At 54.6% G+C, this 11,873-nt stretch carries 15 protein-coding genes; 11 read left to right on the top strand and 4 right to left on the bottom strand.

All coding sequences use genetic code 11. From position 1 onward, the window contains the following. Positions 1 to 74: 74 nt before the first annotated feature. Positions 75 to 1,103, top strand: coding sequence for an ABC transporter permease (locus AACZ19_RS08450; RefSeq protein WP_339632924.1), 1,029 nt, complete (start codon positions 75 to 77; stop codon positions 1,101 to 1,103). Next, complete coding sequence (locus AACZ19_RS08445) at positions 1,100 to 2,284, top strand: ABC transporter permease (RefSeq protein ID WP_339632922.1); 1,185 nt, start codon at positions 1,100 to 1,102, stop codon at positions 2,282 to 2,284. The genes AACZ19_RS08450 and AACZ19_RS08445 overlap by 4 nt, the downstream gene beginning before the upstream one ends. Before the next feature lie 8 nt (positions 2,285 to 2,292). Here AACZ19_RS08445 and AACZ19_RS08440 read toward each other — a convergent pair whose 3' ends face one another. Next, positions 2,293 to 3,642 (bottom strand): adenylate/guanylate cyclase domain-containing protein, encoded by a 1,350-nt coding sequence (locus tag AACZ19_RS08440; protein ID WP_339632920.1) that lies wholly within the window; start codon positions 3,640 to 3,642, stop codon positions 2,293 to 2,295. 46 nt (positions 3,643 to 3,688) lie between these two features. Then, positions 3,689 to 4,540, bottom strand: coding sequence for a class I SAM-dependent methyltransferase (locus tag AACZ19_RS08435; RefSeq protein ID WP_339632919.1), 852 nt, complete (start codon positions 4,538 to 4,540; stop codon positions 3,689 to 3,691). A gap of 107 nt (positions 4,541 to 4,647) precedes the next feature. Between AACZ19_RS08435 and AACZ19_RS08430 the strand changes: the two genes are divergently transcribed. After that, positions 4,648 to 5,403 carry an enoyl-CoA hydratase/isomerase family protein gene (locus AACZ19_RS08430; protein ID WP_339632917.1) on the top strand — a complete coding sequence of 252 codons (756 nt, stop codon included), beginning with the start codon at positions 4,648 to 4,650 and terminating at the stop codon, positions 5,401 to 5,403. A 9-nt stretch (positions 5,404 to 5,412) separates the two neighbouring features. Here AACZ19_RS08430 and hslU read toward each other — a convergent pair whose 3' ends face one another. Then, positions 5,413 to 6,723, bottom strand: coding sequence for an ATP-dependent protease ATPase subunit HslU (gene hslU, locus AACZ19_RS08425; protein WP_339632915.1), 1,311 nt, complete (start codon positions 6,721 to 6,723; stop codon positions 5,413 to 5,415). Then, positions 6,716 to 7,276: an ATP-dependent protease subunit HslV gene (gene hslV / locus AACZ19_RS08420; protein ID WP_339632913.1), complete on the bottom strand. Its 561-nt coding sequence runs from the start codon at positions 7,274 to 7,276 to the stop codon at positions 6,716 to 6,718. Before hslV ends, hslU begins: the two co-directional genes overlap by 8 nt. A 172-nt stretch (positions 7,277 to 7,448) precedes the next feature. Here hslV and AACZ19_RS08415 point away from each other — a divergent pair, with 172 nt between their 5' ends. The 8 genes from AACZ19_RS08415 to AACZ19_RS08380 all read left to right on the top strand — a co-directional run bounded on the left by AACZ19_RS08415 (position 7,449) and on the right by AACZ19_RS08380 (position 11,869). Next, positions 7,449 to 7,715 (top strand): hypothetical protein, encoded by a 267-nt coding sequence (locus AACZ19_RS08415; protein ID WP_339632911.1) that lies wholly within the window; start codon positions 7,449 to 7,451, stop codon positions 7,713 to 7,715. Positions 7,716 to 7,824: 109 nt separating this feature from the next. Next, entirely contained in the window at positions 7,825 to 8,424 is a 600-nt protein-coding gene (gene hisB, locus AACZ19_RS08410) for an imidazoleglycerol-phosphate dehydratase HisB (RefSeq protein ID WP_339632909.1), read from the top strand. A gap of 42 nt (positions 8,425 to 8,466) precedes the next feature. Continuing rightward, on the top strand, positions 8,467 to 9,108 hold the full coding sequence (hisH, locus tag AACZ19_RS08405) for an imidazole glycerol phosphate synthase subunit HisH (RefSeq protein ID WP_339632907.1): 642 nt from the start codon (positions 8,467 to 8,469) through the stop codon (positions 9,106 to 9,108). Then, positions 9,109 to 9,660: a GNAT family N-acetyltransferase gene (locus AACZ19_RS08400; RefSeq protein ID WP_339632905.1), complete on the top strand. Its 552-nt coding sequence runs from the start codon at positions 9,109 to 9,111 to the stop codon at positions 9,658 to 9,660. Beyond that, a complete protein-coding gene (gene hisA / locus AACZ19_RS08395) occupies positions 9,657 to 10,394 on the top strand; it encodes a 1-(5-phosphoribosyl)-5-[(5-phosphoribosylamino)methylideneamino]imidazole-4-carboxamide isomerase (RefSeq protein ID WP_339632903.1) in 738 nt (245 codons plus the stop codon). The genes AACZ19_RS08400 and hisA overlap by 4 nt, the downstream gene beginning before the upstream one ends. Then, on the top strand, positions 10,387 to 11,160 hold the full coding sequence (gene hisF, locus AACZ19_RS08390) for an imidazole glycerol phosphate synthase subunit HisF (RefSeq protein ID WP_339632901.1): 774 nt from the start codon (positions 10,387 to 10,389) through the stop codon (positions 11,158 to 11,160). Before hisA ends, hisF begins: the two co-directional genes overlap by 8 nt. Then, complete coding sequence (locus AACZ19_RS08385; protein WP_339632899.1) at positions 11,157 to 11,501, top strand: phosphoribosyl-ATP diphosphatase; 345 nt, start codon at positions 11,157 to 11,159, stop codon at positions 11,499 to 11,501. The genes hisF and AACZ19_RS08385 overlap by 4 nt, the downstream gene beginning before the upstream one ends. Beyond that, positions 11,501 to 11,869: a histidine triad nucleotide-binding protein gene (locus tag AACZ19_RS08380; protein WP_339632897.1), complete on the top strand. Its 369-nt coding sequence runs from the start codon at positions 11,501 to 11,503 to the stop codon at positions 11,867 to 11,869. The genes AACZ19_RS08385 and AACZ19_RS08380 overlap by 1 nt, the downstream gene beginning before the upstream one ends. Positions 11,870 to 11,873: the final 4 nt, after the last annotated feature.

Below are 11,873 nucleotides of genomic sequence, written 5' to 3'. Positions count from 1 at the left end.
GCTTTTAGGCGAACAATGCAAGAATTGTATGAGGCGGAGCCGATGAAGTTCGAGGCCGCGCGGGGCAAAGTTGAATGTTAACTTATTTTGTACACAGAGTACTGATCATGATTCCCACATTGCTGGTAATCAGTATTCTGACATTCATCATCATTCAGCTACCGCCGGGAGATTATCTTTCCAACCATATGGAAGAGCTGAAATCACAGGGTGAATCCGCTTCGGCAATGGCGAAAATTGCTTTTTACCGGGAGCAATATGCCCTTGATAAGTCTCCGCTGGAACAATATGCGCGCTGGATGGGATTCTGGCCGGGGCCGGACGGGTTTTCAGGTTTGATACAGGGAAACTGGGGACAGTCTTTCGCCTATGACCTTCCGGTGAAAGAAGTTGTCGGCGATCGGCTTGGCCTGACTTTCCTGATTAATTTCTCGACAATCCTTTTCATTTATATTGTGGCTTTTCCGATTGGGGTTTATTCGGCCACCCGTCAGTATTCCATAGGGGACTATGGGTTTACGCTTATTGGTTATCTCGGGTTGGCGACGCCTAATTTCCTGCTCGCCATGGTGTTGCTTTATTACGCCAACGTCTATTTCGGCATTTCAATCGGCGGGTTGATGGACGATCAGTATATCAATCAGCCTTGGAGCTGGGACAAGGCCGTCTCTGTGTTCAACCATATGCTGGTGCCGGTGGTCGTCATCGGGACAAGCGGAACGGCGGCCATGATCCGGCGGCTCAGGGCGAATTTGCTCGATGAATTGCAAAAACAGTATGTGACGACGGCGCGGGCGAAGGGCGTGCCACGGCTGAAAACGCTCATTAAATATCCGATCCGGATGTCTCTCAATCCCTTTATTGCCGACATCGGAAACCTTCTGCCCGATGTAATTTCCGGCTCGGTGATCGTCAGCATGGTTCTGAGCTTGCCAACCGTTGGCCCGCTCCTGCTTGAGGCGCTGCAGAATCAGGATCAGTATATGGCAGGGTCGCTTCTTATGTTTCTGGCGCTTTTAACAGTCGTCGGCATGTTCATCTCCGATGTCCTGCTCGCCGTGCTTGACCCACGTATTCGATTAAGCGGAGGGGCGACGAAATGACCGACACGTCTGGACCCAACAAGGAACCACCACTCGAACACTGGTATTCGCGCGAGCCCTTTGATCCTTATTCGGTTGAGAAATTCACGCCCGAACAGGAACGCTTCTACATGGCGTCGCAATGGCAGATGATGTGGTGGAAGTTCCGTCGTCACCGGATTGCGGTGATTAGCGGTATCATCCTGCTGCTGTTTTATTTTTCGATCCTGATCTCGGAGTTTCTTGCGCCCTATGATCTGCAGACGCGGCACACGAAATATATCTTCGCGCCGCCGCAATCGATCCATCTTTTCCATGATGGAGAGTTTGTCGGCCCGTTTGTCTATGGCTATAAGCAACGGCTTAACCGGGAAACGCTCAAGCGTGAGTATGAAGTCAACACCAACAAACCCTATCCCTTGCGGTTCTTCTGCGCCGGGGACGAGTATGAGTTCTGGGGCCTGTTCAAGGCGAACCTGCATCTGGTCTGCCCGGATGACAAGAAGCTCGCGAGCTTTTTCTGGCTGGGAACAGATCGGCTCGGGCGGGATATCCTTTCTCGTATTATCTACGGGGCGCGGATTTCCCTCTCCATCGGCCTGATCGGCATTGCCATCAGCTTCACCCTCGGGATCATTCTGGGCGGTATTTCCGGCTATTATGGCGGCTGGATCGACAATGTCATCCAGCGGACGATTGAGCTGTTGAAATCCCTGCCACAACTGCCACTCTGGCTGGCGCTCTCGGCGGCGCTGCCGGTGACCTGGTCGCCGATCCTTGTCTTCTTCGGGCTTACTGTCATTCTCGGACTGCTTGATTGGCCGGGGCTTGCCCGTGCGGTGAGATCAAAATTCCTCTCGCTTCGGGAGGAAGATTTCTGTACCGCCGCGCAGCTTATGGGGGCTAAACCCAAGCGGATTATCGGGCGGCACCTGCTGCCGTCCTTTGCGAGCCATCTGATCGCCAGCGCCAGCCTCGCTATCCCAAGCATGATATTGGGCGAAACCGCGCTCTCCTTCCTCGGGCTGGGATTGCGCCCGCCGATCACGTCATGGGGAGTTCTCCTGAACGAGACAACCAATATCAATGCGGTTGCAACGACTCCTTGGCTGATCTATCCGGTTCTTCCGGTAATTATCGTCGTGCTGGCGTTTAATTTCCTCGGTGATGGGCTGCGCGATGCCGCGGATCCTTACAAGTAAGTCTGGGATCAGGCGCGGAAAATAGCGAGATCGACTGTTCCCGAGACTCCGTCAACATGGCGGCCTTCGCGAAGCTCAAGCCGGGTTTGCGGTGCATAACCCTGTTCCCTGGCAAGCTCCAGCATGTCGCGAGTAGTGACGCCCGTCGCCTTTTCATCCTTCGCATGCTTGTCGAGCTTGGCGGCGAGATTGACTGGCTCCCCGATCACCGTATATTCCAGACGGCTGCTGTCGCCGACCGCGCCGAAGATGATCGGTCCGACGGCGGACACAAAGCGGACCGTCATCGGGTCTTCCCCCCCCTCCATCCGTTCTTTTGACCATGCCGCCGCCTCCTTATCCAGGTCTTCCATTGCCCGGAGGCAGTCCGCCGCGTAATGATCCGTTGGCACTGCCGCGCCGAACGTGGCGAGGATACCGTCACCGAGAAACTTGTCGATGGTGCCGCCATGTTTTTGGATCACCGGGACCATGCGCGATTGATATTCAGCAAGAAGCGAGATGACCTCATTCGCGGGCCGTTCCATCGAAAGCTTCGTGAACCCCTGCAGGTCACAATGAAGGATAGCGGCCTCTCGGCCTTCCCCGGTGCCAGGTTCGATCCAGCTTTCCGAATGGGTTATCTGCGCGGCAATCTCCGGTGAGAAGAAGCGGGAGAGGTCTTCCGCGGCTGATGCTTGGGCAACCGAGTTAATCAGAAGCCGCCGCGCCCGGACAATGACGAGAGCGACAATAAGGGTCACGACAATAATACTGATCACCTTGTCGAACTCGGCCCCCAGCAGGATTTTGTGGGACATGGTAAATTCCACATAATCCCGGGTTATCTGCGCCATGCCGCCATCCAGATGGACAGCATAGCCAAGCAGGATGAGCCAGCCGATCGCCGCCGAGGCACCGGCGAGCAGGACATAGGTCGCCTCGAACCGGAGGGCGCGAAGGGCGATAAAGATAAAGACATAGAGCAGAGTTGGGGCTTTCAGGTAGAAAGACGGCGGTTGCTGATACTGAATATGAAAGCTCCAGATCAGGAACATCAGAAGCGCCATGTCAGCGATAACAGAAAGCGCAATAAACCAGGCCGGAACCTTTCCCCAGTATGCCAGCGCAAGCCGGAGAAGCGTGAACAACCCATAAACCAGCAAGGCATAGGGAACAGGCGCGAACATGGCGTCGGCCGAGAAGGTTTTCGGCGAGAGCGCATAAAGGGTCGAGAAGGTAATGACGATAAAGACCTGTACCCAGGCGATCAGGATTTCCGACTGAATTTGTTGCCGCGCGATGGCCGCCTGCACCCGGGCGGGCAGCTTGCCGTCTATTTTTTCACCAAGAATGGTTCTCTTAATTCCCGTCCACATCCCGATCATATGCCCCTAAATTCCGCCGAAATAAAAGCACAAATCTTCATTTTCCCGTGAGGCTGCGCTTCTGGAGCCAGAGGCTGGTTTCTAACGCCCCTTCAGGCAGCGGCAAATTAGCGATAACAGACTGCGCCAGAGCGTCTTTCATGCGGGTAGTGACATAGTTGGAGGAGAAAATGATCCTGTAGCCCCCCCCCAGAAACAACGGTGCCGCTGCCTGCTGTTCATTATAGCCCCGCCAGTCCCATGATACAGGATAGTCGTCGGGCAGAAATATATCATGGATATGCACATACACACCGGCGGGGAGGGATGGCAGGATTTCAAGGAATAATCGGTCGACATCACTTCCCGGCATGGCGATATGGCTGCTGTCGATAAAGAGAAAATCTCCGGCGGAAAGGGTCTCAAACAGTGCCTCACCGGCGTTATGCAGGGTTTTATGGATCACCTCGATCGGGAGTGTCTCGATTGTGGCTCGCGGGGCTGGATCGATTGCGGTGAAAGCTGTCTCAAGCTTTCCGTCCCTGATCGCGCGGGCCATAAAGCGAGTGGAATGGCCGGATCCGACCTCAATGATCCGGGCCGGCTTCTTGCTGCGCACCATGGCGTAGGCGATAGCGGCATCCAGCCGTGGAAGCCAGTCCTGTTCCCAGCGAGGCTCCGGCGGTGGTTCCTGTCCGAAACCCGCAAACTCCGTTTTGAAGGACGACAAGCCCTTAATTAATTCTTCGAAATCCTCCTCATAGGCCCGCATATGTGTTTCAATAGCGTGGTAGGTACCGCGTTCCACCGCTTCAGGCAGGCAGGCCGCATAGCGATAGGGGATAAAAAATCCTTCCTTTTGAAGACCCAGGATGGTTTTCAATCCCATATGAAGTCGGCGAAAATTCATCAAGATATGATCCAAAAAATAGAGGCGGGTTCATTTACCATGGCGTGTCTGACGCTATCCGTTTATTGTCGGGGCAATACAGAAAAGCAAAAAAAGGAAACTCGATTATGGGCGCATCTTTTCATATCACGGTTGAAAATACCACTCTTAGAGTGCGCCTTGATAACCCGGCACAGCATAACAAGCTTTCTCCCGCGACGATGAAGTCCCTCAGGGAAGGACTTGTGGAGAAAGCAGAGGACAAATCGCTTCGGGTCATGGTCCTGACGGGAACCGGCAAGAGCTTTTGCGCGGGTGCTGATCTTGGTGAGCTTGGCCGCTATAATTTTGATGAAAATCCGTTGGAGCAGCTGACGGATGTTGTCGAGCGGCTTCCTTTCCCGACCATTTGCGCGTTGAATGGCGGTGTTTACGGCGGCGGGGCAGATCTCGCCCTTTCTTGCGACTTCCGGATCGGAATCAAGACCATGAGCTCCTTCATTCCTCCGGCTCGGATTGGCATTCACTATCCCCCTGCAGGGCTTGCGCGCGCTGTTGCCCGCCTCGGGCTTGGGCCGGCGAAACGCCTTTTCCTCGCCTGTGAGAAAATGTCGGCGGAGGAACTGAAATCGATCGGCTTCCTGGATTATCTTGTAGAACCTGAAGAACTGGCAGAGCGAACGGATGCCCTGGTTCAGGATATTGGCGCCCTGGCGCCTCTCAGCCTTCGCGGCATGAAAGAAACCCTTAATGACATCGCGCGCGGGGAGCTGGACGTCGCCAAGGCGCGCCAATTCCAGCTCACCTGTCTGCAATCGGAAGATTTCACCGAAGGCAAACAGGCCCTTGCGGAAAAACGACCGGCGAATTTCAAAGGGGCATAGGCTCTAAGGCTAAAGGATGAACTTGGAAAGATCCGTGTTCGTCGCCAGTTCGCCGAGATGCTCCTTGACGTACTCCTCGTCGATATCGACCACGGAACCCCCCTTGTCGGAGGCTTGAAAGCTGATATCCTCAAGGACACGTTCCAGCACTGTATGCAGCCGCCGCGCGCCGATATTCTCGACGGTTGCATTCACATCGGCAGAAATGGAGGCAATGGCCTCAATCGCGTCATCGGTGAAATTGAGCTGCACCTCTTCCGTATTCATCAGAGCAATATACTGCTTGATCAGGCTGGCTTCCGGCTCGGTCAGGATGCGCTTGAAATCGTCTTTGGTCAGCGCCTTCAATTCGACCCGGATCGGCAAGCGGCCCTGGAGTTCCGGCAACAGGTCGGACGGTTTGGCGATATGAAAAGCACCGGAGGCAATGAACAGGATATGGTCCGTCCGTACCGTGCCATATTTAGTGCTGACAATCGTCCCTTCGATCAGCGGGAGCAGGTCACGCTGAACACCTTCGCGGCTTATGTCTGCCCCCTGTCGATCACTCCGTGCGCAGATCTTGTCAATTTCATCAAGAAAGACGATGCCGTTGTTTTCCACCAGCTTGATGGCTTCACGAACGACGGCATCTTCATCAAGAAGTTTGTCGCTTTCTTCGTTGATTAGCACCTTGTAGCTTTCCTTGACTTTCATCTTGCGCGGCTTGGTGCGCTGGCCGCCAAGCTTGCCGAGCATGTCATTGAGATTGAGCATGCCCATCTGCGCGCCCGGCATGCCCGGAATATCAAAAGTCGGCATACCGGAATTGCCGGTATCGACGAGTTCCAGCTCGACTTCTTTGTCGTCGAGCTCGCCTTCGCGCAGCATCTTGCGGAATTTCTGCCGGGTATCGGGAGAGGATTTCGGGCCCACCAACGCATCCAGGACCCGTTCTTCCGCTGCAAGCTCGGCCTTGGCCAGGACTTGTTGACGCTGGTCTTCCCGCACCATAGTAAGCGCGATTTCCATCAGATCACGGATTATCTGCTCTACGTCGCGGCCAACGTATCCGACTTCTGTAAACTTCGTCGCTTCCACCTTCATAAAGGGCGCATGGGCAAGCTTGGCAAGTCTGCGGGAAATTTCCGTCTTACCGATACCGGTCGGGCCGATCATCAGGATATTTTTGGGCAATACTTCCTCGCGCAGATCTTCAGGCAGTTGCTGGCGCCGCCAGCGGTTCCGGAGCGCAATGGCGACGGATTTCTTGGCGTCCGCCTGACCGATGATATGGCGGTCAAGTTCATATACAATTTCACGTGGCGATAAATTAGTCATTTTTACCGATACTTTCGATGGTAACGCTTTCGTTGGTATAGACACAAATCTGCGCCGCAATGGCCATTGCCTTTTTGGCGATATCCTCGGCTTCCATATCATCGCGATCAATGAGCGCGCGCGCAGCGGACAGCGCATAGTTGCCGCCGGAACCAATTGCGATAATGCCGTCTTCCGGCTCCAGCACGTCGCCGGTGCCTGTCAGGATGAGGGAAACCTCTTCATTGGCAACCGCCATCATGGCTTCCAGACGGCGAAGGTATTTATCCGTCCGCCAGTCTTTAGCCAGTTCCACACAGGCGCGGGTGAGGTTGCCCGGATGCTTTTCAAGCTTTCCTTCCAGCCGCTCAAACAGGGTGAAGGCATCTGCTGTCGCGCCGGCAAACCCGACAATGACGTCATTCCCTGCGCCAATGCGGCGTACCTTGCGGGCGTTGGATTTGATAACCGTCTGGCCAAGGGACACCTGACCGTCCCCGGCAACGACGACGACACCGTTTTTTCGCACGGACAGAATGGTTGTACCGTGCCAGCTTTCGATTTTTTCGGACATTTTGGCTCTTTGTTGTTGGACTTGCCCTGACGATGTAACCATTTTGGCGCAGGGGTCAAGGTGCAATGGGCCTTATCCCTGATGATCCTTGTATTTTTGCGGCTCTATCCGTTCACAATTCTCAGTACTGCCCGTCATTAACGCAAACCGATTGTCAAGACAGGAAAGACAAATGGCGGGTGCGGGTGATACTCAGACTTCAGGTGATGAAAAGGCGTCAAATCTTCGGGCTATCTTCGAGATCTTAAGCTATATCCATGTAGATGCTCAGCGAGATAATTACACGGAACTGGCAGAACGTATTGATTTCGCGCTTAACCTCGCCGAAAGAATGATCAAAAGCAGCGACAATGGAACCGTCTTGAAGCCGGAACAAGCGCAGGAACAGGCGGTGGCGGCTCCGGCTACCTCCAGCCCGACGACAGATGGAACCCGATAGCGGCATATTTTGTCGATGCCCATGCTCTAAGGCTTGGTTTTCCGCGTTGTTCCTGCTATATCCTCGCCTGGATCAAAAGCGGTAAAGTGCCAGGCCGGAAGGATATTTCATGCGTGTAGGAACGGTTAAGCGAAAGACGAAGGAAACCGATATCGAGGTTGAGATCAATCTCGACGGCTCCGGCACATATGATGTCCAGACAGGTATCGGCTTTCTGGACCACATGATGGAGCAACTCTCTCGCCATAGTCTGATGGATCTGAAGGTCCGCGCCAAAGGCGACCTGCATATCGATTTTCATCATACCACCGAAGACACAGGCATTGCGATTGGCGAGGCCTTTGCCGAGGCACTTGGAGACCTGAAGGGTATCCGGAGATATGCGTCCGCCCACATCCCGATGGATGAAACTTTGACCCGGGTCGCACTGGATATTTCCAATCGTCCCTATCTGATCTGGAAAGTAGAGTTCAGTCGGGACAAGCTCGGCGAAATGGATACGGAACTCTTCAAGGAATGGTTTCAGGCCTTTGCACAGGCCGCGGGAATTACGCTTCACGTCGAGAATCTCTACGGAACGAATAACCATCATATCGTGGAAAGCTGTTTCAAGGCCCTGGCGCGGTCATTGCGGGACGCCATCGAAATTGACCCGCGCCGCGCCGATGCCGTGCCGTCCACCAAAGGCGTGCTGGGCGGAAGCCTGTAACTTTAGCAACCTTTTCTCCTAGGTGGAGTAGTTGTATCGATTATGGAAACAGTCATCATTGATTATGGGTCGGGCAATCTCCGCTCGGCCGCGAAAGCGTTCGAGCGGTGCTGCCGGGAGGCTGGCCTTGCAATGTCGATCAATGTCACCAGTGACCCCAATAAGGTTGCAGGGGCGGATCACGTTGTCCTTCCCGGCGTTGGGGCGTTTCGGGCCTGCAAGAACGGGCTAACGGCAATTGAGGGCATGGTAGATGCGCTGACTGAAGCCGTTATCGAAAAAGGCCGCCCCTTTCTTGGGATATGTGTTGGTATGCAACTGATGGCGAGCCGTGGACTTGAGCATGGTACGACAGACGGGCTTGGCTGGATTGCCGGTGATGTTGTAAAACTAACCCCGGATGATCCGGAGCTGAAAATTCCGCATATGGGATGGAACGATCTGGACGTGAAGCTGGCCCATCCGCTTTTTGACGGGATCGAGACCGGGCAGCATGCGTATTTCGTCCATAGCTATCAGCTGGCGGCGGCAAACCCGGCGCATGTTCTGGCGACAGTGGATTACGGCGGCCCCATTACCGCGATTGTCGGTCGCGATAATATGGTTGGAACCCAGTTTCACCCGGAAAAAAGCCAGGCCACAGGCCTCCGGTTGATCGAGAATTTTTTGAAATGGAAGCCCTGAATGGCGGACAATAGCAGGAGTATTCAACAACCGGTGATCGAAGCGATTACCGAGTTTGATTCGGCCGATCTCGGAGATCTCTGTGAGGCCGCGGAAGAGGCAATTCTTGACGGCAACGGCTTTGGCTGGCTGTCTCCGCCCCCCCGCTCGGTGCAGGAGAATTTCTGGAAAGGAGTGCTGATGGTGCCTGTGCGGGAGCTTTATTGCGCCCGCTTCGAAGGACGAATTGTCGGTTCAGGGCAACTTGTGAAACCGTTTGCGAACAATGAGGCTGGTGGCCATATAGCGCAGGTTGCCACCTTCTTTATCGCCCCCTATGCCCGCGGGTATGGATTGGCGATCGGCTTGCTGGCGGTACTCGAAAATAGTGCGAAAGAGCAGGGTTTCAAAATCCTTGAAGTGGATGTGCGCGAGACTCAGCTCGCGGCTATTTCCCTGCTTGAGGCCAGCGGATATGAAAAATGGGCTGTGAAAAAGAACTACGCCTGGAATGGCGAGCGCTATGTCGATGGATATTATTTTAAAAAAGAAATTGCGGAACTGGGGAAATGATGAACCTTTACCCTGCGATTGACCTCAAGGACGGAAACTGCGTTCGTCTGCTGCGCGGCGAGATGGACGCGGCGACGGTGTTTAATAATGACCCCGCCGATCAGGCGCGCAGTTTCAGGGAGGCCGGGTTTAATCGCCTGCATCTTGTGGACCTAAATGGCGCCTTTGCCGGAAAGCCGGTCAATGCGGCAGCTGTCGAGGGTATCCTGGGCGCGACGGATGTGCCGGTTCAGCTTGGGGGCGGTATCCGGGATCTTGCGACAATTGAAATGTGGCTTGAAAAAGGATTGAGCCGTGTGATTCTCGGGACGATCGCGCTTCGCGATCCGGCGCTGGTGAAGGAGGCTTGCCAGAAATTTCCGGGCCATATCGCGATTGGCATCGATGCCCGAGATGGCATGGTCGCGGTGGAAGGCTGGGCAGAAACAAGCGAGACATCCGCCCTTGAGCTTGCCCGCAAGTTTGAGGATGCCGGTGTCGAAGCCATTATTTATACGGATATCGATCGGGATGGTGCGCTTCAGGGTGTGAATGTCGAAGCCACGCGCGATCTCGCGGCAGCCATCAGCATTCCGGTAATCGCTTCGGGCGGTGTTGCCTCGATCCTGGATATTGAGAAACTGCTGGCCGTACAATCGAGCGGAATTGAGGGCGTGATTATTGGCCGCGCCTTGTATGACGGGCGTATTGATCCGGCTGAGGCGATTGACCTTGTGAGGAGGGAGAATGCTTAAAGCTCGTATTATTCCCTGCCTCGATGTGAAGGATGGCCGTGTCGTCAAGGGTGTCAATTTCGTCGATTTGATCGATGCCGGTGATCCCGTGGAGCAGGCGCGCATTTATGATGAGCAGGGTGCGGACGAGCTCTGCTTTCTGGATATCACCGCAACATCGGACAACCGCGAGACAATCTATGATGTCGTACGCCGCACGGCGGAGCAATGCTTTATGCCGCTGACTGTTGGCGGGGGCGTGCGGCAGGTGGAGGATGTGCGGAAACTGTTGCTTGCGGGGGCGGACAAGGTCTCGATCAACAGCGCAGCTGTCAAACGGCCCGAATTTGTCCGTGAAGCGGCGGAGCAGTTCGGTAGCCAATGTATTGTGGTTGCCATAGATGCCAAGCAGACGGGTCCCGGCAAGTTCGAGATTTTCACCCACGGTGGCCGGGAGCCGACGGGTATTGATGCGGTGGAATGGGCGAAGCGGATGACGGAATATGGCGCGGGCGAAATCCTGCTGACCTCCATGGATCGGGACGGGACGCGATCCGGCTTTAATATCCCCCTTACACGGTCCATTGCGGATGCCATTCCTGTGCCGGTGATCGCTTCGGGCGGCGTTGGTACGCTTGATCATCTGGCAGAAGGAATCCGCGACGGACATGCGACAGCGGTGCTTGCGGCGTCCATTTTCCATTTCGGGGAATATACGATCCGGGAAGCCAAAGAGGCAATGTTTGAAGCCGGTATAGCGGTTCGCCGGGAAACGGAGGCAGCATGACCGATGCAAAACTGAATGGACTGGACAAACTTTATGCGACGGTTGCATCCCGAAAGGGTGCAGATCTGAAAAGTTCCTACACGGCATCTCTTTACAGCAAGGGAAGCGCGAAAATAGCCCAGAAAGTCGGGGAGGAGGCTGTTGAGCTTGCCATCGCCGCGACCCTTGAAGATCGCGATGAAATTATTTCAGAGAGCGCTGACCTTCTTTATCACCTGTCAGTGCTTTGGGCGAACGCAGGTATTGTTCCCGCTGATATTTATGACAAGTTATCGAAGCGGGAAGGGCAGTCGGGCCTGACGGAGAAGGCAGCCCGCAATTCGAACGGAGAGGTAGAATAATGTCGTATGATAATGACAATGTTTTTGCAAAAATACTGAGGGGCGAGCTTCCCAACACGACCGTTTATGAGGATGAAAGCGTGCTGGCGTTCAATGACATCTCCCCGCGGACACCTGTTCATGTACTGGTTATTCCGAAGCGCCCCTATGTCGACATGGATGATTTTGCGGCGAATGGATCGATGGAAGAGATCGGCAATTTCTTTGCCAAGGTAGGTGAGATTGCGCGTCTCGTCGGACTGCAGGAGGATGGCTATCGCCTGGTTGCCAATAACGGCAAAAATTCCGGTCAGCTCGTCCCGCATTTTCATGTTCACATCATGGGAGGGCGTCCCCTCACCGAAGACGGCATGACCGCGGCTATGTAGGCAA

The sequence above is a fragment of the uncultured Sneathiella sp. genome, from assembly GCF_963973085.1.
Lineage (GTDB): Bacteria > Pseudomonadota > Alphaproteobacteria > Sneathiellales > Sneathiellaceae > Sneathiella.
This window is presented reverse-complemented; position numbering and strand designations above follow the sequence as displayed.

What these genes read in the sequence shown, in the direction of transcription:
- AACZ19_RS08450 (WP_339632924.1), top strand. Translation starts at nt 75, where the DNA reads ATGTTAACTTATTTTGTACACAGAGTACTGATCATGATTCCCACATTG.
- AACZ19_RS08445 (WP_339632922.1), top strand. Translation starts at nt 1,100, where the DNA reads ATGACCGACACGTCTGGACCCAACAAGGAACCACCACTCGAACACTGG.
- AACZ19_RS08440 (WP_339632920.1), bottom strand. Translation starts at nt 3,642, where the DNA reads ATGTGGACGGGAATTAAGAGAACCATTCTTGGTGAAAAAATAGACGGC.
- AACZ19_RS08435 (WP_339632919.1), bottom strand. Translation starts at nt 4,540, where the DNA reads ATGAATTTTCGCCGACTTCATATGGGATTGAAAACCATCCTGGGTCTT.
- AACZ19_RS08430 (WP_339632917.1), top strand. Translation starts at nt 4,648, where the DNA reads ATGGGCGCATCTTTTCATATCACGGTTGAAAATACCACTCTTAGAGTG.
- hslU (WP_339632915.1), bottom strand. Translation starts at nt 6,723, where the DNA reads ATGACTAATTTATCGCCACGTGAAATTGTATATGAACTTGACCGCCAT.
- hslV (WP_339632913.1), bottom strand. Translation starts at nt 7,276, where the DNA reads ATGTCCGAAAAAATCGAAAGCTGGCACGGTACAACCATTCTGTCCGTG.
- AACZ19_RS08415 (WP_339632911.1), top strand. Translation starts at nt 7,449, where the DNA reads ATGGCGGGTGCGGGTGATACTCAGACTTCAGGTGATGAAAAGGCGTCA.
- hisB (WP_339632909.1), top strand. Translation starts at nt 7,825, where the DNA reads ATGCGTGTAGGAACGGTTAAGCGAAAGACGAAGGAAACCGATATCGAG.
- hisH (WP_339632907.1), top strand. Translation starts at nt 8,467, where the DNA reads ATGGAAACAGTCATCATTGATTATGGGTCGGGCAATCTCCGCTCGGCC.
- AACZ19_RS08400 (WP_339632905.1), top strand. Translation starts at nt 9,109, where the DNA reads ATGGCGGACAATAGCAGGAGTATTCAACAACCGGTGATCGAAGCGATT.
- hisA (WP_339632903.1), top strand. Translation starts at nt 9,657, where the DNA reads ATGATGAACCTTTACCCTGCGATTGACCTCAAGGACGGAAACTGCGTT.
- hisF (WP_339632901.1), top strand. Translation starts at nt 10,387, where the DNA reads ATGCTTAAAGCTCGTATTATTCCCTGCCTCGATGTGAAGGATGGCCGT.
- AACZ19_RS08385 (WP_339632899.1), top strand. Translation starts at nt 11,157, where the DNA reads ATGACCGATGCAAAACTGAATGGACTGGACAAACTTTATGCGACGGTT.
- AACZ19_RS08380 (WP_339632897.1), top strand. Translation starts at nt 11,501, where the DNA reads ATGTCGTATGATAATGACAATGTTTTTGCAAAAATACTGAGGGGCGAG.